General features: G+C 62.6%; 23 protein-coding genes and 1 tRNA gene. 12 read left to right on the forward strand and 12 right to left on the reverse strand.

Going from position 1 to position 19,952, the window contains the following annotated elements:
* Nucleotides 1–195 precede the first annotated feature (195 nt).
* The 5 genes from AC0L16_RS08580 to AC0L16_RS08600 all read right to left on the reverse strand — a co-directional run bounded on the left by AC0L16_RS08580 (nucleotide 196) and on the right by AC0L16_RS08600 (nucleotide 4,699).
* Nucleotides 196–1,521, reverse strand: coding sequence for an ABC transporter substrate-binding protein (locus AC0L16_RS08580; RefSeq protein ID WP_473620148.1), 1,326 nt, complete (start codon nucleotides 1,519–1,521; stop codon nucleotides 196–198).
* 39 nt (nucleotides 1,522–1,560) lie between these two features.
* On the reverse strand, nucleotides 1,561–2,649 hold the full coding sequence (locus tag AC0L16_RS08585; RefSeq protein ID WP_473620149.1) for an ABC transporter ATP-binding protein: 1,089 nt from the start codon (nucleotides 2,647–2,649) through the stop codon (nucleotides 1,561–1,563).
* A gap of 287 nt (nucleotides 2,650–2,936) precedes the next feature.
* Nucleotides 2,937–3,176: a DUF2188 domain-containing protein gene (locus AC0L16_RS08590; RefSeq protein ID WP_077371423.1), complete on the reverse strand. Its 240-nt coding sequence runs from the start codon at nucleotides 3,174–3,176 to the stop codon at nucleotides 2,937–2,939.
* Nucleotides 3,177–3,207: 31 nt separating this feature from the next.
* Entirely contained in the window at nucleotides 3,208–3,501 is a 294-nt protein-coding gene (locus AC0L16_RS08595; RefSeq protein WP_473620265.1) for a DUF982 domain-containing protein, read from the reverse strand.
* A gap of 94 nt (nucleotides 3,502–3,595) precedes the next feature.
* Nucleotides 3,596–4,699 (reverse strand): NADH:flavin oxidoreductase/NADH oxidase, encoded by a 1,104-nt coding sequence (locus tag AC0L16_RS08600; protein ID WP_473620150.1) that lies wholly within the window; start codon nucleotides 4,697–4,699, stop codon nucleotides 3,596–3,598.
* Nucleotides 4,700–5,111: 412 nt separating this feature from the next.
* Here AC0L16_RS08600 and AC0L16_RS08605 point away from each other — a divergent pair, with 412 nt between their 5' ends.
* Both AC0L16_RS08605 and AC0L16_RS08610 read left to right on the forward strand, forming a co-directional pair.
* On the forward strand, nucleotides 5,112–5,690 hold the full coding sequence (locus AC0L16_RS08605) for an NUDIX domain-containing protein (RefSeq protein ID WP_473620152.1): 579 nt from the start codon (nucleotides 5,112–5,114) through the stop codon (nucleotides 5,688–5,690).
* Nucleotides 5,691–5,893: 203 nt separating this feature from the next.
* Nucleotides 5,894–6,136, forward strand: a complete 243-nt coding sequence (locus AC0L16_RS08610) for a hypothetical protein (RefSeq protein WP_473620153.1) — start codon at nucleotides 5,894–5,896, stop codon at nucleotides 6,134–6,136.
* A 193-nt stretch (nucleotides 6,137–6,329) separates the two neighbouring features.
* On the opposite strand, the gene AC0L16_RS08615 is transcribed toward AC0L16_RS08610, so the two are convergent.
* Nucleotides 6,330–6,415 (reverse strand) — tRNA-Leu (locus AC0L16_RS08615).
* A gap of 263 nt (nucleotides 6,416–6,678) precedes the next feature.
* Here AC0L16_RS08615 and AC0L16_RS08620 point away from each other — a divergent pair.
* From AC0L16_RS08620 to ade, 3 genes are all read left to right on the forward strand, one after another.
* Nucleotides 6,679–6,882: a hypothetical protein gene (locus AC0L16_RS08620; protein ID WP_473620154.1), complete on the forward strand. Its 204-nt coding sequence runs from the start codon at nucleotides 6,679–6,681 to the stop codon at nucleotides 6,880–6,882.
* Nucleotides 6,883–6,933: 51 nt separating this feature from the next.
* A complete protein-coding gene (locus tag AC0L16_RS08625) occupies nucleotides 6,934–7,113 on the forward strand; it encodes a hypothetical protein (RefSeq protein ID WP_473620155.1) in 180 nt (59 codons plus the stop codon).
* Between the two features lie 341 nt (nucleotides 7,114–7,454).
* On the forward strand, nucleotides 7,455–9,266 hold the full coding sequence (gene ade / locus AC0L16_RS08630; RefSeq protein WP_473620157.1) for an adenine deaminase: 1,812 nt from the start codon (nucleotides 7,455–7,457) through the stop codon (nucleotides 9,264–9,266).
* A gap of 27 nt (nucleotides 9,267–9,293) precedes the next feature.
* On the opposite strand, the gene AC0L16_RS08635 is transcribed toward ade, so the two are convergent.
* Both AC0L16_RS08635 and AC0L16_RS08640 read right to left on the reverse strand, forming a co-directional pair.
* Nucleotides 9,294–10,460, reverse strand: coding sequence for an alpha/beta hydrolase (locus AC0L16_RS08635; protein WP_473620158.1), 1,167 nt, complete (start codon nucleotides 10,458–10,460; stop codon nucleotides 9,294–9,296).
* 174 nt (nucleotides 10,461–10,634) lie between these two features.
* Entirely contained in the window at nucleotides 10,635–11,735 is a 1,101-nt protein-coding gene (locus AC0L16_RS08640; protein ID WP_473620267.1) for an alpha/beta hydrolase, read from the reverse strand.
* Between the two features lie 187 nt (nucleotides 11,736–11,922).
* On the opposite strand from AC0L16_RS08640, the gene ilvA reads away from it, so the two are divergent.
* Both ilvA and AC0L16_RS08650 read left to right on the forward strand, forming a co-directional pair.
* Nucleotides 11,923–13,179, forward strand: a complete 1,257-nt coding sequence (ilvA, locus tag AC0L16_RS08645; RefSeq protein ID WP_473620160.1) for a threonine ammonia-lyase IlvA — start codon at nucleotides 11,923–11,925, stop codon at nucleotides 13,177–13,179.
* Between the two features lie 10 nt (nucleotides 13,180–13,189).
* On the forward strand, nucleotides 13,190–13,750 hold the full coding sequence (locus AC0L16_RS08650; RefSeq protein ID WP_473620161.1) for a DUF1697 domain-containing protein: 561 nt from the start codon (nucleotides 13,190–13,192) through the stop codon (nucleotides 13,748–13,750).
* A gap of 6 nt (nucleotides 13,751–13,756) precedes the next feature.
* Here AC0L16_RS08650 and AC0L16_RS08655 read toward each other — a convergent pair whose 3' ends face one another.
* Nucleotides 13,757–14,050, reverse strand: a complete 294-nt coding sequence (locus AC0L16_RS08655) for a DUF2218 domain-containing protein (protein WP_473620162.1) — start codon at nucleotides 14,048–14,050, stop codon at nucleotides 13,757–13,759.
* 27 nt (nucleotides 14,051–14,077) lie between these two features.
* The gene (gene gloA / locus AC0L16_RS08660; RefSeq protein WP_473620164.1) at nucleotides 14,078–14,518 is read right to left on the reverse strand and encodes a lactoylglutathione lyase; all 441 of its coding nucleotides are present in this window, start codon (nucleotides 14,516–14,518) and stop codon (nucleotides 14,078–14,080) included.
* A gap of 217 nt (nucleotides 14,519–14,735) precedes the next feature.
* Here gloA and AC0L16_RS08665 point away from each other — a divergent pair, with 217 nt between their 5' ends.
* The 3 genes from AC0L16_RS08665 to AC0L16_RS08675 are packed head-to-tail and all read left to right on the forward strand — an operon-like array spanning nucleotide 14,736 to nucleotide 16,652.
* Nucleotides 14,736–15,332: a cold-shock protein gene (locus AC0L16_RS08665; protein ID WP_473620165.1), complete on the forward strand. Its 597-nt coding sequence runs from the start codon at nucleotides 14,736–14,738 to the stop codon at nucleotides 15,330–15,332.
* A 25-nt stretch (nucleotides 15,333–15,357) separates the two neighbouring features.
* On the forward strand, nucleotides 15,358–15,864 hold the full coding sequence (locus AC0L16_RS08670; protein ID WP_473620166.1) for a DUF192 domain-containing protein: 507 nt from the start codon (nucleotides 15,358–15,360) through the stop codon (nucleotides 15,862–15,864).
* A gap of 20 nt (nucleotides 15,865–15,884) precedes the next feature.
* Nucleotides 15,885–16,652, forward strand: coding sequence for an alpha/beta fold hydrolase (locus tag AC0L16_RS08675; RefSeq protein ID WP_473620168.1), 768 nt, complete (start codon nucleotides 15,885–15,887; stop codon nucleotides 16,650–16,652).
* Between the two features lie 119 nt (nucleotides 16,653–16,771).
* On the opposite strand, the gene AC0L16_RS08680 is transcribed toward AC0L16_RS08675, so the two are convergent.
* Nucleotides 16,772–17,371: an HD domain-containing protein gene (locus AC0L16_RS08680; RefSeq protein WP_473620169.1), complete on the reverse strand. Its 600-nt coding sequence runs from the start codon at nucleotides 17,369–17,371 to the stop codon at nucleotides 16,772–16,774.
* Between the two features lie 246 nt (nucleotides 17,372–17,617).
* Between AC0L16_RS08680 and cysE the strand changes: the two genes are divergently transcribed.
* Both cysE and AC0L16_RS08690 read left to right on the forward strand, forming a co-directional pair.
* Nucleotides 17,618–18,466, forward strand: a complete 849-nt coding sequence (gene cysE, locus AC0L16_RS08685; protein WP_023798183.1) for a serine O-acetyltransferase — start codon at nucleotides 17,618–17,620, stop codon at nucleotides 18,464–18,466.
* A 270-nt stretch (nucleotides 18,467–18,736) separates the two neighbouring features.
* On the forward strand, nucleotides 18,737–18,940 hold the full coding sequence (locus AC0L16_RS08690) for a DUF3126 family protein (protein ID WP_013531334.1): 204 nt from the start codon (nucleotides 18,737–18,739) through the stop codon (nucleotides 18,938–18,940).
* A gap of 224 nt (nucleotides 18,941–19,164) precedes the next feature.
* Here AC0L16_RS08690 and AC0L16_RS08695 read toward each other — a convergent pair whose 3' ends face one another.
* Nucleotides 19,165–19,896 carry a hypothetical protein gene (locus AC0L16_RS08695; RefSeq protein ID WP_473620171.1) on the reverse strand — a complete coding sequence of 244 codons (732 nt, stop codon included), beginning with the start codon at nucleotides 19,894–19,896 and terminating at the stop codon, nucleotides 19,165–19,167.
* Nucleotides 19,897–19,952 lie beyond the last annotated feature (56 nt).

The following is a 19,952-nucleotide window of genomic DNA, read 5'->3' on the forward strand; positions in this document are numbered from 1 at the left end:
CAAGCGCGTTGCGGCTGTCGGCCAGGAGCGACAGGCTCCGCGACAGGATCGACGGACGCGGCTGAACGGCAGCGGACGACACGGCCATGGGACGGCTCCTCATGAGGTCTGGTGGCATGGTGGCCTGAGTGGTCGCCACGCGATTCTGGGAACCAGACCGGGCAGCGCGGTCGCGGCTGCCCGGCTCGGCTGCGATCAAACGCGATAGTAGCGGTTGGCGCGTTTCTCCGCCTCTTCCATCGCCTCCTGCGCCGTCGCCTGGCCGGTCACCGCCTTGGCGAACATGTCGACCAGGACATAGTCGGCCATGGTCGCCGCCGACGCGTAGCCGAGCGGCCCGGCATAACCGTTGGGACGCAGCGTCGCCGAGGCCTTGGCGTAAGCGGCGTTGTTCGGGTCAGCCGTCCACACCGGATTGTTCTCGAAGGCCTTGAGTGTCTGGCAGCAATAGCCGGCGGAGGAGGTGATCCACTCCGCCATTTGCTGTTCCTCGAACATGAACTGCAGATAGGCTTTGGCCGCGTTGGGGTAGGGCGTGTAGTCGAAGATCACGGCCGTGGTCACCTGGAACAGCTCGACCGATTTCCCGACAGGACCGATCGGCAGGCTGGTCGTGCGCATGTCCTTGGCGATTTCAGCCAGTTTCGGATCATTGTCCTTGTTGGTCTTCGCCGTGTTATACACGGAAATGCCGTTGGCGATGACGCCCAGTTCGCCGGCCAGGAAGGCACGGTTGTTGTTGACGTCGAGCCAGCTTTCGGTGCCGGGGATGAAGGTCTTGTAGAGTTCCTGCGCGTACTCGATCGCCTTGAGCGTCTCGGGGCTGTTGATCGTCACCTTTCCGCTCTCGTCGACCATCTGGCCGCCATGGCTCCACAGCAGCCAGTGAGCGTAGTTGTTGCCGTCGCCGACGCCATGGCCGTGTGTGAAACCGGCCGGATGGCCCTTCGCCTGCAAGGCCTTGCAAAGCTCGAGGAAGCCCGCCGTGTCCTTCGGAAATTCCGAGAAGCCAGCCTCCTTCACCCAGCTTTCCCGATAGACGATGGCATTACCGATGGTGGCCAGCGGCAGGCCGAGGAATTTTCCCTCCCGTGTCGCATATTGCTTTGGTCCGTCGTGCCAGCCGCCATATTTCGTGCCGAGATACTCACCCAGTTCCGTCACGTCGTGCAGCTTGTCGGGGTACTGGTGCGGGTCGTCGAACCAGACCAGCATCAGATCTGGACCGGAGCCGACATTGGCGGCAACCGCCGCCTTCGGTCGAATGTCCTCCCAGCTCTCCTTGTCGACTCGGACCTCGACGCCTGTCGCCTCGGTGAACCGCTTGGTGTTGGCCAGCCATTGGTCTTCATCGCCCTGAACGAACGGCGACCAGCGCAGCATGCGCAGCTTTGCGCCGTCTTCGGGCTTGTACGTCAATCCCTCCTGGGCAAAGGCGGAAGAGCCGACGAAGCGGCTTCCAAAGGCTCCCGCCGCCACGCCGGCAGTGGTGCGGATCACGTCACGTCTGGTGAATTTCATGTTCGTCTCCTCCTGTTTATTGTCCTTGCCTTATGGATCCTACTGCCGGGCGCGCATTTCGAAGCGCTGCCCGGTCTCGCCATGAAAGAGATGGATGAGGCCCGGCTCGGCCGTGAGCCGTACGGTCTCGCCCGGCGTGAAGGAATGGCGCTCGCGGAAATTGGCAACGATCTCGTCACCGCCGGCCGTCCGGCCGATGAGCTGCACTTCCGACCCGGTCGGCTCGACCACCACGACAGTGACTGGAATGCCTTCGTCCTGGGATAGCCGCAGATGTTCGGGGCGTATCCCCAGCACCACCTGCTCGCCGCTGCCGGTCGAAGGCACTGCGGCCAGCGGCAGGGAAATCCCGCCGGAGCCGCGAAAGGACGGTGAGCCGCCATCGACAGCGATTCCGCCCCTCAGCATGTTCATGGCGGGCGAGCCGATAAAGCTGGCGACAAAAAGGTTGTTGGGCCGGTCGTAGAGTTCCAATGGCGGCCCGATCTGCTCGACGATGCCGTCATGCATGACCACGATCTTGTCGGCCATGGTCATCGCCTCGATCTGGTCGTGGGTGACATAGACCGTGGTGGTCTTCAGCCGCTGGTGCAGTTCCTTGATCTCGGCGCGCATCTGCACCCTGAGCTTGGCGTCGAGATTGGACAGCGGCTCGTCGAACAGGAAGACCGCCGGATCGCGCACGATCGCCCGGCCCATGGCGACGCGCTGGCGCTGGCCGCCGGAAAGCTGCCGGGGATAGCGCTCCAGCAATGGCACCAGTCCCAGGATTTCGGCGGCGCGCTTGACGCTGGCAGCGCTTTCGGCTTTCGCAACACCTTTGAGCATCAGCGAGAACGCCATGTTCTCGGCGACGGTCATGTGCGGGTAGAGCGCGTAGTTCTGGAACACCATGGCGACGTCGCGTTCTTTTGGCGCAACGTTGTTGACGACGCGCTCGCCAATCGCGATCTGGCCGCGCGAAATCTTTTCCAGGCCGGCGATCATCCTGAGAAGGGTCGATTTTCCGCAGCCCGACGGCCCGACCAGCGTGACGAACTCGCCATCCTCTATATCGACGCTGACACCGTGGAGAATCTCGACGGTTCCGAATGATTTGTAGACATCGCCAATCGCCACAGACGCCATCGATTTCCTCCCGAATGCTTCCTGCGACGTCTTCGAAGGAAACCGCTTTCCTGGCCGCGGCAGTTCCCAAAGCTCCTCCCTGGTCACGCGCGATGATGAAACGGTAGCGCTACCAGACTGCCCTGTAAAGCGGCTGCGTGGCAAGCACTCTTCTTCGTCGCGCCTGATCGTGTTTGTCCATAATGGGATTGGAGTTCGCCATATCCAGTGTCGTAGCAGGAGAATGATTTGCCCAGCCCCAGCTCTTAAAACCGGAGGTGCGAGAAGCCATCCGGCGCGACACCAGCCTAGTCGGAAACTTCGGTTTGCGGCCGGTCGCGGCCGTCGGCAAGCTCGTCGTGCCATTTGCCGTCGGCGTCCTCGTACTGGATGCCGTCGGTGGTGCCGGCGACCTGCTGTTCGGCCGAAGCGATCTCGGCGGCGCGCAGTGCGTCCTCGTGCGTGGGGAACGTCTCCGAAAATGTCTCGCCGACCTTATAGGCCCAGCCCCCGTCATGCTCGACGATCTTGTAGGTCAGCTTGGCCATGAAATCCTCCAGTGGAAAAAGCTCGGTTTGCTCAATGCGGTTTGCCTTGGGGCAGTTTGCCTTGGGGCAATCTCTCGTCGGGAACCAGCACGTCCGATTCTTTCGCGGCCTCGACCAATGCCCGGCGCGCATCCGCTGTCGAACGATAACCTTCCAGCACTTTTAGGCAAGTGTCGAGAGCATCGCGATGCCGAGGCCCACGATTGAGCGGCCAGACGGTCATCAGGCACTCCGCCGCTTCCTGCGTGCTGCGGATTTCACGGTATTTGCCGACATGGCCAAGTTCGACCACGACCGGCTTTTCAAAAGGCTTGCTGTCCATCATCGCCGCCAACGCGGAGCCGCCGATTTGGTTGCACACACCTCGGCAATGTCGGGGGGTAGCGGTCGTTGCGGCGGCAGCCTTGCAATCGGGCCGGTCAGCCGGCCGCCTTCATCCAGTGCTGCATCGTCGTCACCGAGCGGGCAAGCTGCGGCGCCGGCTGGATTTTTTCGCCGAAGGTGGCCGCGGCGCGCCACGCCCAGCGCGGATCGGCGAGGAAGGCGCGGGCCAGGGCCACCATGTCGGCACGGCCCTCGGCGACGATCGCCTCGGCCTGCTTCGGATCATCGATCAGGCCGACGGCCCGTGTCGGGATTCCGGCGCCGTTGCGAACGGCTTCCGCCAGATGCACCTGGTAGCCGCGACCTGTCGGCAGCTTCTGCAGGGGCGAATTGCCGCCGCTCGAGCAGCAGAGATAGGCGACATCAGCTGATTTCAGCGCCTTGGCCACTTCGATTGCGTCCTCGATGTCGAAGCCGCCATCGACCCATTCCTTGACCGACAGACGCGCCCCGAGCATCAGCCTGGGCACGGCCTTTCTCACCGCCTTGGCGATCTCGACGACAAAACGCATGCGGTTTTCCAGCGAGCCACCCCAGCGGTCGGTGCGCTGGTTGGAAAGCGGCGACAGGAACTGGAAGATCAGATAGCCGTGCGCGGCGTGCAATTCGATGAAGTCGAAGCCGGCACGTTCGGCCCGCCTTGCCGCCTCGGCGAAGCGTTCGATGATCTGCAGGATCTCCTCCTCCTCCAGCGCCCGCGGCACCTGCCAGCCGGTGTCGTAGGCGATGGCCGAGGCGGACACGATCGGCCAAGGGTCCTGATCGGCGTTCAGCGGCCCGCCGCCTTCCCAAGGTTTCTCGTTGGAGGCCTTGCGGCCGGCATGGGCAAGCTGCGTGCCGAATTTGGTGCCGGGGGCAGCGACGCGCTTGGCGGCATCCAGCGCGCGCCGGGCGGCCGCCTCGTTGTCGTCGGAATAAAGGCCAAGGCAGCCATGCGAGATGCGGCCGCGCCGCTCGACGTCGGTCATCTCGACGGTGACCATGCCGGCGCCGGACATCGCCAGGTTCATCCAGTGGTACAGGTGCCAGTCGCTGGCCGAACCGTCTTCGGCGGAATACTGGCACATCGGCGCCACCGCGATGCGGTTGGGAAAGGTGAGGCCGTCAAGCGTGATCGGCTGGAAGAGGGAAGGGGTCATCAAAAAACTCCGGGGAGGGGCTGTCGCTATTTAGGCGATGGATTGCGCCCGCGCCATACACGAGGCGGTGAAGCGCTGCCCGTCTGCCCTGCCGGGCAGAGCGACCTGTCAAGACCTGGGTTCCTCGCCCACCGCGAAGCGGGGGAGAGGTGGCCGCCCACGGGTCTTGCCTTTGGCAAGCCCGAGGACAGGCTCCGCGGCCGGAGAGGGGGCTTTCGTAGAGCGCGGTTCCCCTCTCCGTCTCGGCTCCGCCGAGCCACCTCTCCCCACTCCCGTGGGGCGAGGAACCCAAGCTGGATGAAGCCGCGATCCTTTCCCTGAAGTGATTGCCCCCGCAGGTCTGACCAATTGCTGTCGGGATTGCGCAAAGGCTGGATCACCGCTACGCCTCGCCGGCAACACGGAGTTCACCATGGAAGACCGCATTCGCATCCGTTCGGAGGAAGTCCTTTCCGATGACTGGGCCGTCCTGAAAAAGACCGTCCTCGATTACCGCCGGCGCGACGGGCAGTGGGAGACGCAGATCCGTCAGACCTACGATCGCGGCGATGGCGCGGTGATCCTGCCTTACGACCCCGAGCGCTCGACGGTTCTGCTGGTGCGGCAGTTCCGCTACGCGGCCTACGTCACCGGCCACCGCGAACCGCTGATCGAGGCCTGCGCCGGCCTGCTCGATGAACATGATCCCGAAACCTGCATCCGCAAGGAGGCGGAAGAGGAACTCGGCTATAGGATGAAGGACGTCGAACGGCTGTTTTCGCCCTTCATGAGCCCTGGCAGCGTGACCGAGCGGCTCTGGTTTTTCGTCGCCCGCTATTCACCGACCGACCGCATCTCGGACGGTGGCGGCGCGCCGGGAGAAGGCGAAGACATCGAGGTCCTGGAAATGCCGCTCGACGAAGCGCTGGCCGGCATTTACGACGGCCGCATTGTCGACGCCAAGACGATCATCCTGATCCAGCACCTGAAGCTGAACCCGATCCGGGCCTGATTTGAGCCGGCGCGGTTGTGGTGGCAGGCGTCTTAGTCAAGCATTAGCTAATATATATGAGCCCGTTTCATCCAATCGATGGATGAAGCTCATCATGGGCCGCTGCTACTTTGATGCATGGCGCGACTGCGTCACCTATTGCAACGCCAAGGGCGGCAGCCCGGTTTTGCTGCCAAGAAACCCGCTGGCTTTAGGGGCTAAATATGAGCAGGACGACTCTCATTGCTATCGCTATGTTCGCGATCACTGTCGGCTATGCGGAAGCCAACGACCGCAAGGTCGAAACCGCGACCCTCGGGACCTACGCCAATTCGAAGAACCTGCCGGTTTGCACCGCGTCAAGCACACTGTTCGAAGTCCTCGGTGACAAGTGTTTTCTCGTCAAAGGTTCGATGATCTATGGCGACATAGCCGAGCTATCCCAGATAATCACTGTAAGCTGGTAGCCGGAGCAACAACGGCGCGCTAATCTTTCGCAACCTTACCCCCGGCGCCGCCGCCAGGACGCGCTGTCGGCAGCAAAGACCATGCACTCGTCTACTTTGACGCAAAGACATATGGTCATTGAATTGTTTCCCACCCATTGCAGCAGAGTTCCGATTCCCAGCAAGAAAGCCAAATAGATGTTTAATTTCAAAATGGTGCGGACGACGGGAATCGAACCCGTACGATCAGAGATCGAGGGATTTTAAGTCCCTTGCGTCTACCAATTCCGCCACGTCCGCAGGCCAGTCCTTTTCAAACGCCAGCCAAAGGCCGTCAAGCCATCTTCTTGATGGCGCTAAAACCTGGTCCAAAAACCCGGGCTTGGCTGCGGTCGTCGGACCCAAAATCGGCACGGCGCCCAAATCAACGGCATGGCTGCCGTCGTCGAGCCAGCGGCAACCCTCGCCAGCGACGGGCCATCCACTGATTCAAACTTGATCAAGATCGCCGGAACCATTTCGCAACGGTTGAGTTTCGGACGGAAGCGACTGGAACCCCGGACATGACAGAGTTTGACACAGGACAAGGGAAGTCTGTTGCCAACGCGGTACGGCAATTGCTGCGTTCCGAAGACTATCGCCGGCACCTGCACGGCGTGCTGAATCTTGCCGTCGACGCACGACTGCCCAGCACCTTTGTCCCATTGCTTGAGGCGCTTGATCAGGCCGGGCGGGAACCATTTCCGCGGAGCCCAAACGAGCGATGACCGAGTAAACGCGCTAATCTTCTCCTGCACCCGCTAATCTCTCCTTCCCCCATGACTCAACGCTACGACATTGAGAAGACACCTGAAGGCACGTGGGACATCATCGATGTGTTCACGGGGCAGCCGGTTGTCGAGGTCGGCGTCCCGTTGATCGACATGCCGATCGAAGAGGCCGACGATCTGGTCGACCTTCTCAACTGCCGCGACAGGGAGCAGCGGCAGGATAGTTGAGCGTCCGCCTTGTCTGATCGAAACTCCCGAACACGCTGATTTGCCGCAAACGGACTCGCCTTCCGGTTGAGGCATTTGTCGTGGACGGCGCCTGAGTAAGAAGCCCTAACCGGGAAATCAGCGTGAGGATGTGGCTGTAATTGGTTGACAGGTCGGCGGGACAGCCCTGCCTTGCCAGGCATCTCCCCCGCAAGGGGAGATCGGCAGCTTCGTCGACGGCGCCTACTCCGGAGCGTTCGGCAACGAGAGGTGAAGACCGAGTAGCCGTACACGACCCACAAGTTCCCCGCTGGTCAAAATCCGCGCGGCTTGGCACAGTCGGGAAAACAGGAGTCCTCCTCATGGCGAAGACCGCGCGTGCGACGAAACCAAAACCCTGGGCCGAGGCGGCGACGCATCTGGTCGACGTCGCGATGGGCAGGAGGCCCGCCGATCTCGTCATCCGCAACGGGCGCTGGGTCAACGTTCATTCCGGCGAGATCATCGCCGGCACCGACATTGCCATTGCCGGCGGCCGTTTTGCCTATTGCGGGCCGAATGCCGGCCACGCCATCGGCCAGGGCACCAAGGTGGTCGACGCCGGCGGCCGCTATCTGGTGCCGGGCCTTTGCGACGCTCACATGCATGTCGAGAGCGGCATGGTGACGGTGACGGAGTTTTGCCGCGCCGTCATCCCGCATGGCACCACCTCGATGTTCATCGACCCGCACGAGATCGCCAATGTGCTCGGCCTGCCGGGTGTGCGGCTGATGCATGACGAGGCCGTCGCCATGCCGATCAACGTACTTGTGCAGATGCCGTCCTGCGTACCTTCCGCACCTGGGCTGGAGCATGCCGGCGCCGAGCTCACGGTCGCCGATGTGACCGAGGCGATGGGCTGGGAAAACATCGTCGGACTTGGCGAGGTGATGAACTTTCCCGGTGTCGCTGCCAACGATCAGGTTATGGCCGGCGAGATCGCCGCGACGGTGAGGGCGGGCAAGACCGTCGGCGGCCATTACGCCTCGCGCGATCTCGGCCTGCCGTTCCACGGCTACGTCGCCGGCGGCCCCGAGGACGACCACGAAGGCACGCGCGCCGAGGACGCTATCGCCCGCGTCCGCCAGGGCATGAAGGCAATGCTGAGGCTGGGCTCGGCCTGGTACGACGTTGCCTCGCAGATCAAGGCGGTGACGGAGAGCGGGCTCGATCCGCGCAACTTCATCCTGTGCACCGACGACAGCCATTCCGGGACGCTCGTCCATGAAGGCCATATGGACCGGGTGGTCCGCCACGCCATCAGCCAGGGGTTGAAGCCGGTGACCGCTATCCAGATGGCGACGCTCAACACCGCCCAGCATTTCAGGCTGGAGCGCGAGCTGGGGTCGATCGCGCCGGGGCGGCTCGCCGATCTGCTGATCGTCTCCGATCTGGCCGCGATGACCATCGATGAAGTCTATGGCCGCGGCGTCAGGCTGGCCAAGGGCGGCAAGCTCGACATCGACATTGCGGCCTATGACTATCCGAAGACGGCAAAGAACACCGTCAAGCTCGGCAAGAAGCTCAAAGCAGGGGATTTCGACATCGTGGCGCCTGCCGGCGCCAACGAGGTTCGGGTGCGGGTGATCGGCGTGATCGAGAACCAAGCGCCGACGCGGGCGCTCGAGGCCGATCTTCCGGTGGAGGACGGGCTGGTCGCCATGGACCGCCGCAACGACGTCTGCCAGATCGCGCTGGTCGAGCGCCACCGCGGCACGGGCGGCGTCACCAACGCCTTCGTCTCCGGCTTCGGCTATATGAGCGACTGCGCCATGGCCTCCAGCGTGGCGCATGATGCGCACCACATCATCGTCGTCGGCACCAGCAAGCAGGACATGGCATTGGCGGTGAACCGGCTGGGCGAGGTCGGCGGCGGCGTCGTGCTGTTCTCCAGGGGCAAGGAACTGGCGCTGGTCGAAATGCCGATCGCCGGCCTGATGTCGGATGAGCGCGCCGAAATCGTCGCGGCCAAGGCAGACAAGCTGACCGAGGCGATGCGCCAGATGGGCTGCTCGCTGAACAACGCCTACATGCAGCACTCGCTGCTGGCGCTAGTCGTCATCCCGGAACTGAGGATTTCCGATGTCGGCCTGATCGACGTGACGACGTTCCAGAAAGTCGACCTGTTCGTCTGACAACGACCAAGGGCGAGCCCAAATTGCTCATCCGCCGGTGGCGATGGTCAGCACCTTGAACGGCGTGGTGATGACGATCTCGGCGACGGAGCCGACGGCCTTGCCGATGCCCTGACCGAGATTGTCGATCGGCCGCGCCGGATCGACCTCGTCTGATGCCAGGCCGGCCGGGGCGCGCAGCCGGTCGCCGAGCAGTTGCACCAGGAACGGGTTGTCGGCGAATTTGGCGTGGTTCAGGCGGTCGCCGCCTTTGGTCTTGCTCAGGTCGACCACCGACACGCCATAGCTGGCGAGGTCGGCCGCGTCGCCATAGTCGCCGACGCGCGGCTTGTCGCCGGAGATCAGCGAGGACAGCCTGAGGGCGCGGTCGTCGCCCGAAAGCAGGATGGCGAAGGGCTTGTCGGGCTTGCCGTAACGGATCATCTGCTTCTTGAACACATCGACATCGATGTCGGGCGAGGCCAGGATGACATAGCCGAGCTTGTCGCTGAGATCACGGTCGCCGGTGATGGCAAGCTGGCGCAGCGCCTCCATCGTCACCCAGGTGCCCATCGAATGGGCGATGATGTCGATGCTCTTGGCCTTGGTCTTGGCCAGCATCCGCAACGTCTCTTCGAGATCGTCGCGCGCCGCGTTGGCGCTTTCCTTGTCGTAGATATAGCCCGTGGTCTTGCCGCTCGATGCCCATGAGAACAGCACCGGCGTGCCGGAGTATTTGGTGTCGTGCGCGATCTGTGTCAGCCGATAGATGCCGTCGTCGAAACCGTTGTTGAAGCCGTGCACGAAAACCAGCGCGCGGTCGCCGCGCATGGCGATATCGGCGCCGACCGCCTTGGCGAATTGCGGGGCGCCTTCGTAGAATTCGACCTCGGTTGCCGTGAAATCCTTGGCCGGATTGCTGTTGGCGGAGCCCCTGACCCGCTCGATGGCGCCGACCTGATGGATTTTCGGGACGGTGACCTCGACACTGGCAAAACTGGTGGTCGGTGAACGGTCACCGTCGAACACCTGCCGCGGGTCCTTCGTCGCCTTTTTTCGGGTGGTGGCGACGAAGATCTCATGCGTGGCGGCGATGTCGGAGGCAGGCACCGTCACGGTCGTCGTGTTGAGAAGGTCGTGTGTCTTGCGGCCGGCGCAGCCGGTCACGGCGAGCGCAAACGCTACGACGAGAAAAGTCTTCGAACGCACGGTCACGCAGGCTCCCGCAGGAAGGACGTCAAGCTGGTGACGTCAAGCTAGGGACGTCAAGTTGGTGACGTCGCTCGCTGTTTCGACAAAGCCAGGGGCCGGCCCGGTCCAGTTGAAAGTGAAACGGCGCTGCCGCAACCGTGACCATGCGGGACGAAAGTAACAGGGCGTCGAACGCCCTCACTGCCCGAGCAGGCTGATGCGGTCGGTCACTTCGCGGTCGCTGGCAAATCCGTCATCCTCGCGCAGCCGCTGGCCGATCATCTTCACCAACTCGGGGTTGTCGGCAAATTTGGTGTGGTTGAAGCGATCCGATCCCTTGACGCTGGAAAGATCGACGACGCTCACGCCATAGTCGGCGAGGTCGGCGGCGTCCTTGTAGTCGCCGACGCGCGGCCGCGAGCCGGCGATCAGGCCAGAGAGCCGCAGCGCCCGGTCGTCGTCGGACAAAAGCAGAATGAAGGGTTTGTTCGGCTTGCCGTAGCGGCGCATCTGGCTCTTGAACACGTCGACATCGATGTCGGGCGAGGCCAGCACGACGTCGCCGAGCTTGCCGCCGAGATCGCGGTCGCCGTTGATGGCGAGCTGGCGCAGCGCTTCCATGGTGACCCAGGTCCCCAGCGAGTGGGCGACGATGTCGATGCGTCGCGCGCCGGTCTGCGCGAGCATTCTCAGCGTCACCTCCAACTGGTCGCGGGCGGCACTGGCGCTTTCCCTGTCGTAGACATAGTCCCTGGTCTTGGCGCCCGACGCCCAGGAAAACAGCACCGGCGTGCCCGGGTAGCCGGAATCATGGGCGATCTGGGTGACGCGGTAGACGGCGGCGTCGAAGCCGGTGTTGTAGCCATGGACGAAGATCATGACGCGACCGCCGCGCGCGGCGATGTCGGCACTGAGCGCGCTGGAGAATTTCGGCGCGGTGTCGTAGCCGACGACTTCGGAGGCCATGAAATATTTGGCCGGGTCGTTCGACTTGCCGCGCGAGCGCCGCTCGATCTGACCGGTTTCGTGGGTCCCTGGCACGGTGACGTTGACGCGGGCATAGTTCAGCGTGGCCGAGCGCTCCCGGTCGAAAACCTTGCTGGGATCGTCGGAGCGCTTGCGCGTCGTGGCGATGAAGATGCTGTGGTTGCCGGCGATTTCGGTCACCGGCGCCGACACCATGGCGCTGCCGAGCAGTTCCTCGGTCTGCCGGCCGCCACAGCCGGCAACGAGCAAGGCAAGGACAAGGATGCAAATCTTCTTCAACTCTAGAATTCCACTTCCGGCCGAAAGGCTAATCCAACCTCCGCGAACCCTCCCGGACAGCCGAAGTGCGGCAGAAGTAAGTCGTTTCTTGCCGAAATGCGCTCAGCGGCTTGCGACAGTCATCGCACTGTTGCGCGAAAGCCAACGATTGCCCTGATCAAACACGTACGGCGTGTGCTAGCTTCGCGAACACCACAGACGATCCGGGGTAATTTTTCCGATGACCAGTTTCTCTTCCCGCGTCGCTGTCGCCGCTGCTGCGATCCGCCAGATTTTCCCGGAAACGCCGCTGCAGGAAAACGACTATCTGTCGAAGAAAACCGGCGCGCGCGTGCTGCTGAAACGCGAGGACCTGTCGCCGGTGCGCTCCTACAAGATCAGGGGCGCCTTCAATTTCTTCCGCAAGGCGCTCGACGCCGGCAACGATGCCGAGCTGTTCGTCTGCGCTTCCGCCGGCAACCATGGGCAGGGCTTTGCCTTCGTCTGCCGCCATTTCGGCAGACGAGGCGTGGTGTTCATGCCGGTGACGACGCCGCAGCAGAAGATCGACAAGACGCGGCTGTTCGGCGGCGAATTTGTCGAGATCAGGCTGGTCGGCGACTTTTTCGACGACTGCTACCGCGCCGCCTTCGAGTTCACCGAGAGTGCCGCCGCGCACATGGTGCCGCCGTTCGACCACAAGGACATAATCGAGGGGCAGGCGACCGTCGCCTACGAGATATCGGCCCAGATGCCCGGCGCGCGCATGCCCGACATCATCATGCTGCCGGTCGGCGGCGGCGGTCTGGCCGCCGGTGTGACGCATTATTTCGCCGACCAGCGCCGCGACACGCGCTTCGTCTTCTGCGAGCCGGCCGGCGCGCCAAGCCTGCGCGAGAGCCTTGCCAGCGGCAAGCGCATCAAGCTTGCCAGGGTCGACAATTTTGTCGATGGCGCCGCGGTGGCCGAGATCGGCCGCGAGCCGTTGCGGCATCTCAGGGCGTTTGCCACCGAGGCCGTGCGGCTGATCCCGGAAAATCGGCTTTGCGCGACAATGATCGAGATGCTGAATGTCGAAGGTGTGGTGCTGGAGCCAGCCGGCGCACTGGCGATCGACGCGCTGAAGGATTTTTCCAAGAAGGAAATCAGGGGCAAGACCATCGTCGCGGTGGTTTCGGGCGGCAATTTCGACTTCGAGCGGCTGCCGGACGTGAAGGAAAGGGCGCTGCGTTTCGAGGGGTTGAAGAAGTATTTCATCATCCGCTTTCCGCAGCGGCCGGGCGCGCTGCGCGACTTCCTCGAATTGCTCGGTCCCGACGACGACATCGCCCGCTTCGAATATCTGAAGAAATCGGCGCGCAATTTCGGTTCGGTGCTGATCGGCATCGAAACCAAGGACCGCCGCAATTTCGAGCTGCTCAACGCCAATTTCGAGGCCGAGGGCGTCCAGTATCAGGACATCACCGACAACGAGACGCTGGCCGGGTTCATCATATGAGCGTCCGAATATGAGTGCCCAGCCGAAAATCTTCGTTGCGCTGTTTTCCGGCATCAATGTCGGCGGCAACCGCATCGTCAAGATGGCGGACTTGCGGTCGTTCTTCGAGCAACTCGGCTTTGGCGACGTCGCCACCTATGTGCAGAGCGGCAACGTCGTGTTCCGTTCGGCAAAGGGCGACGCGGCCACGCTGACCAAACAGCTGGAAACGGAATTCGAGAAGAAATGGGGATTCTTTTCGCGCATCATGGTGCGCGATCTCGGCTGGTTCGAGCGGCTGGTGGCGGAAAATCCCTATCCGGAAGTCGCCGGCGAGCCGACAAAGCTTCACGCCTATGTGCTGGAGCGCCCGCCGACCGCCGACGAGGTCGCGCGGCTGGCCCAAAAATGTACAGGTTCCGAACGGTTCGAGATCAGGGACGACGTGCTTTACCTGCATGCACCGGAAGGCCTCGGCAAATCGGTATTTGCCAACCTCATCCCGCGCACGCTGAAAGTACCCGGCACCGCGCGCAACTGGCGCACGGTGCTGATGCTGCTCGAGATGGCCGGCCGGAATGGCGGAGCGTAGTCACGCCTACGTTGCCGAAGCCTTTTTCCAATCGAAGGTCAGCTCTTCGCGGAAAGCGAAGCGTTTGATGTGGTCGGCGACGACCGTCTCCAGGCGCTCCAGCGAGCCGGCTTCGTCGACGGTTACCGCGATACGCAGCGCTGCCGGGTCGGCATCGAGAACCGTGCGGCCCAGTGAGAGATCGATGGTGCCGTGGTTCGCATCGAACTCGACCGGAAACTTGTGCGCCCAGTGCTTGCAGAGCTGCTGCAGATAGCGGCTCGCATGTTCAGTGGCGATATCGGCATGGCTGGTCGGCATGAATGGATTCTTCCCCAATGTGGCCGGTTACCAGCTTCCGGTATTGGGCATCGACGCCCAGGGCTCGGCCTTGGCCTTGGCCGGGCCCTTCTGCAGAAGCTCGATCGAGATGCCGTCCGGCGATTTGACGAAGGCCATGTTGCCGTCGCGCGGCGGCCGGTTGATGGTGACGCCATTATCCATCAGCTGCTGGCAGGTGGCATAGATGTCGTCGACCTCGTAGGCGAGGTGGCCGAAATTGCGGCCGCCCTTGTAGTCCTCGGGATCCCAATTGTAGGTGAGCTCGATCAGCGGCGCCTTGTCGGTGATGCCGCTTTGCTCGTCTTCGTCCGCTGCGAGGAAGATCAGCGTGTAGCGCCCCTGTTCGTTTTCGTGGCGGCGCACTTCCTTGAGGCCAAGCTTGTTGCAGTAGAAATCGAGCGAGGCATCGATGTCGGCGACACGGACCATGGTGTGGAGGTAGCGCATGTGATTTTCCTCGAAATGTTGCGTTGCGGCGGAACATAGGGGCCACCCGGTCAAAGGGCAATTCCCGATAACCGCCCCCGCCGGCAAACAACAAATCCGGTATTCCTGCAATGAACCGTGAAAAAACGCCGCTCAGGTCTTGCACACACCGGAAACGGAAGTGTTAATCTAACGTCAAGAATCAGTTGCGGTATTCTTGGAAAAGGGGGGCGTTGTTATGGGGGAAAAAGCCTCTTTCATGGGGCGGGACGGAAGCGGTCACGACGCCTTGCAAAGAGACGCGAGCGGCGACACGGCAGATCTTGTCGAGGTTGCGGGCGCTATCAAATGGTTCGACGTGGCCAAGGGTTACGGTTTCATTCTTCCCGATGACGGCTCTTCCGGCGATATTCTCCTCCATGTGACATGTCTTCGAAAAGACGGTTTCCAGACCGCCTTGGAAGGTGCACGCGTCGTCTGCCTGGTCAAGCAGGGTGAGCGCGGATTGCAGGCGTTCCGCGTGCTCTCCATGGATCTCACCACGGCGACCCATCCGGCGGAGATGCAGGAGCAGCGCACCCATGTCTCGGTGACGCCGGAAAGCGGCCTCGAACGAGCGCTGGTGAAATGGTTCAACCGTACCAAGGGGTTCGGGTTCCTGACCCGGGGCGAGGGCACCGAGGACATTTTCGTCCACATGGAGACGCTGCGCCGTTACGGCATTACCGAGCTCAGGCCGGGGCAGGTCGTGCTGGTCCGCTTCGGGCGCGGCGACAAAGGCCTTATGGCTGCCGAAATTCACCCGGATATGGGTACCTTGCCGGTCTCGCACTAGGATGATTTCCGGCCAAGGATTTTGAATGACTCACAGGAACTGGCTGACAACGGGCGTACTCTGCGCCGCGATCGCCTTTGTCATCGCCACAGGCGCTTTCTTCCAGCGATCGGCTTCGGCAGACAGCCGGGCGATGATCCTTGCCGTCGACCCGCAGCCGCTGGTCGCGGTGACGAAAGGCGGCGAACGCTCGTTCTCCGTCGAGATCGCCGACACCTCGGCCGAGCGCGAGGCCGGCCTGATGTTTCGCGATGAGATGGCCGACGATCATGGCATGCTGTTCGTGTTCGAGGAGCCTCGGGATGTCAGCTTCTGGATGAAGAACACGCCGATGCCGCTCGACCTGATCTTTGTCGGTCAGGACGGCAGGATCCGGGCGATCAAGCAAGGCGAGCCGCAGTCCGAGGCGATGGTCTCACCCGGCGAGCCGGTTCGCTTCGTGCTCGAGCTCAAGGCGGGCACGGCCGCCAGGAGCGGCATCGAGGACGGCGACCTGTTGCGTCACCCGGCAATCGGCACTGCGCACAACTGAACGCGCAGGATCGATCGCAGATGCAGTTTTTTTCCCATGACGGTTTTGATCTTGCCTTCCTCGACCGCCAGCCGGCATCGGGGCAGGGCGATCCGGTGCTCATGATCCATGGCTTTGCCTCGACCCATTACGTCAACTGGGTCTCGCCCGGCTGGTTCAAGGCGCTGAACGATGCCGGCTACCGCGCCATCGCCTTCGACAATCGCGGCCACGGCGCCTCGTCGAAGAGCTATCGGGAGGCCGATTATACGCCGGCAAGAATGGCGTCCGACGGGGCAGCGTTGCTGAACCATCTCGGCATCGAACGCGCCCATGTCATGGGCTACTCGATGGGCGCGCGGATATCGGCTTTCCTGGCGCTTTCCGATCCGGACAAGGTGGCGACACTGGTCTTCGGCGGTCTCGGCGTCGGCATGGTCGACGGCGTCGGCGACTGGGATCCGATTGCCGCCGCCCTTCTGGCCGACGATCCCGATGCCACCAGTCATCCGCGCGGCCGCTCGTTTCGCGCCTTCGCCGACCAGACCCGCAGCGACCGTCGGGCGCTGGCCGCCTGCATTGCCACTTCACGGGAATTGCTGGCCGAGGCAGACATTGCGCGCATTGCCCAGCCGACGTTGATTGCCGTCGGCACCAAGGACGATATCGGCGGTTCGCCCGACGAACTGGCCGCCTTGATGCCGAGCGCCAGGGCTTTCCACATCGAGGGCCGCGACCACATGCTGGCCGTCGGCGACAAGACCTTCAAGCAGCGGGTGCTGGAGTTTTATGCCGAAAATCCGCTGTGAGCATATCGGTGGTTGAGTTGGGGTGACTTAAGGCCTGAAGAATGCAGCGGCTCAGGATAAAAGCCGATCCGTAGCGATCCTTCGCGCCGGCATCAAAGGTGCTGCACCCGCAGCAGCGCTCACGCCTCAAGCGCTTCGAGCGAACGCTCCATGTTTTGCCGAGCCAGAGCTTCGAACCGCTGCCGGAACTCCTCGGTGTGGAAGATGTGCGCGCGGGCGAGGAAACTCTTCAGAACAGCACTGCGGCCGGCACGCCACATCGGCTCCTCCACCCAGCCATATTCGCGGCGCACCGCCTGTTCATAGGCGTCGAACGCATCAGGCGGCGCCCCCAGGATCGCCAGGTCCATGTCGAGGAACAGCGCTGCATCGCGTGCGGCATTCTCGTCGTCAAACTGCGGCAATTCATGCGTGGCGGTGGCCGATATCATCCCCGTGATGCGGCCAAGGCGTTGTGCATCGGTGCGGCCTGCGAGCTTTTTCTCGGCAAGGGCGGCACTCCTCGCCTCGTTGTCCTTGGCCCGGCTGTCATAGATGGCGTCGTGAAACCAGATCGCCGCCTCGACTGCTTCAGCATCATGCAGCGACGCCTTGTAATCATTGGCCAGCGCCAGCATCGCCTCGATGTGGCCAAGGTTGTGATAATGGCGACCCTCGGCCTCATAGAGCGCGGAAAGCTCATTCTTCAGCGGCTCGTCGATCAAGGCTTGGTATTCCATGGCCGCTTGAATTTCCGTGAACCAAATCCATTTGACAAAGCACTAAGGAAAATTGAGTTCAACCGTGCTATGATCTGGCTTATAGAGCATGTCGCGCAAAAGTGCGCAGCGGTTTTGGGACAACGACATGCTCAAAACGGACGCTTGATGCGCATCGCCTGAATCACTTTGATCGCGATTCGCATTGTGCGGCCGGAGAATAGGCAAGTCGCCAAGCCGGAGACATTGGATGGCCGGAGACCATTGATGAACAGCGTTACGATTGCCCGCCCGACCATGGTGAAGCCGATCGACCCGATCTGGCGCTCGATCCGCGACGAAGCGATGGAGGCGGTCAACCGCGATCCGCTGCTGGCGGCGTTCCTCTATTCGACCATCCTCAACCAGGAAAGCCTGGAGGAAGCGGTCATCCATCGGCTGGCCGAACGGCTCGCCCATCAGGATATCGGTTCCGATCTCATCCGCCAGACATTCAAGGCGATGGCAGCCGACGACAAGGATTGGGCGTCAACGGTGCGTGTCGACATTCAGGCCTATTACGACCGCGATCCGGCCTGCGATCGCTTCATCATGCCGGTGCTCTATTTCAAGGGTTTTCACGCCATCCAGACGCACCGGCTGGCGCACTGGCTGTGGAACCAGGGCCGCCAGGATTTCGCGCTCTACCTGCAGAGCCGGTCGTCCTCGGTGTTCCAGACCGACATCAACCCGGCCGCCCGCATCGGCAAGGGCATCTTCCTCGACCACGCCACCGGCCTCGTCGTCGGCCAGACGGCGGTGATCGAGGACGACGTGTCGATCCTGCACGGCGTGACGCTGGGCGGCACCGGCAAAGCCGGCGGCGACCGCCATCCAAAAATCCGCTACGGCGTGCTGATCGGCGCCGGTGCCAAGATCCTCGGCAACATCGAAGTCGGCCATTGCTCCAAGATCGCGGCAGGCTCGGTGGTGCTGTCGCCGGTGCCGCACAACAAGACGGTTGCCGGCGTGCCGGCCCGCGTCGTCGGCGAGACCGGCTGCGACCGGCCCTCGCGGCAGATGGACCAGCTTTTGCCGTCGCAATCGATGGACCACGTCGTCAGCTTCGATATCTGAACGCTCGGGCAGGGGCTTGTCGCGTCGGACCTCGATGTCGGCGTATAGCGACGTCGGCACGCTTTCCGCAGCGCTGCAGAATGGCGAAATCTTTTGCAACGCGTCTTTCTCCCCGTCACTATACGGGGAGAAGTGCCCGGCAGGGCGATGAGGGGCAGCGCAAACCTCAAGCGATTGCCCTGGTTCTCTCGCCGGCTTGCCTTTACATCGCCATTGTCGACGTGCCAGAAGCGCGCTCAAACGAGCAAGACCGACGATCGGAGAAGAGTTTTGAAGCCGGACGAAATCAGAAAGCTGGACGCCTATTTCAAGCGCGTCTTCCAGAACCCCAAGCTTGAAGTGAAGGCGCGGCCGCGCAAGGACGATTCGGCCGAGGTCTATGTCGGCGACGAATTCCTCGGCATCGTCTTCAAGGACGAGGACGACGGCGACTATAATTTCTCGATGGCGATCCTCGACATCGACCTGGCCTGAGCCGAGAGGCGATCGGTGCCGGCCGCACCCTCTTCTTCAACGTTGGCGATTGGCGAAAGAAGAACGAATAGCCAATCTCCCCCCTTGTGGGGGGAGATGCCCGGGAGGGCAGAGGGGGGGCGCTGTCCGGGGCGCTGTCCCGCCGGCGTCGCGCAAATTTCTGCGCTGCTGCGGCGTTCAAAAGTCACTGAGCGGATCCTCGCGCGGGTTGCTTCATCATCATCCTAATGCCCGGCCTTCAGCATTCGCGCAGCCTTGGCGGCGATCGCTGCGTCGAGCGCCTGCCAGTCGCTCAGAAACTCCATGGGAAAGCGGTAGGTGAGGCTGAGATTGTTGCCGACCAGAATGTCGCGTTCGCAGGGCGCCAGCGATTGCGCGGCACTCGGGCCGCTCAGGCAGCGGGCCACGAACGGGTCCTTGCCCCGGCGATTGCCGACCGCCAGCACCTCGTTGAAATAGCCTGATTTTTCGGTGAAGCCGTAAAGCGTCGTGCCGCCCGGGCCGGGCGTGCCGGGCTCGACGATCAGCGCGCTGTAGATCGGCGCGAAGCGGCCGCTCATGTCACGCGACATGACCTGTCGCTCGAACGACAGAAAGACGATGCTTTTGCTCTGTCCAGTGTGGTTGAAATCGTCGCGGGCGGCCTCGCTGTAGCCGTCCATTTCGGGATAACGCAGATAGAGGTCGAGGCGCGAGGCGATGCCGTCGCGCCGCGCCTGGTCGAAGCGGATGACATTGGCCGGCACGGCGATGACGTTGTTGCCGATCACCACCTCGTGGATTGTCGTGTCGTCGGTGTATCCGGCCATCGCGATCGAGCGGCCCAACCATTTGCCGCCAAGGCTGATCGTCACCGAAAGCACTGCCAGCGCCGCGAACACGCAGAACACCCGCTTCATCAGCCTGGAATCGACGACGGTGAGTTGCGGGCCGTTGGCGGTGGCTGCCTGCTTCATCGCGATCCCCAATTTCGGCCGCCTGTCCCCATGATGCACCTGGGCGTCCCCTGGGA

The organism is Mesorhizobium sp. WSM4848, assembly GCF_055811375.1.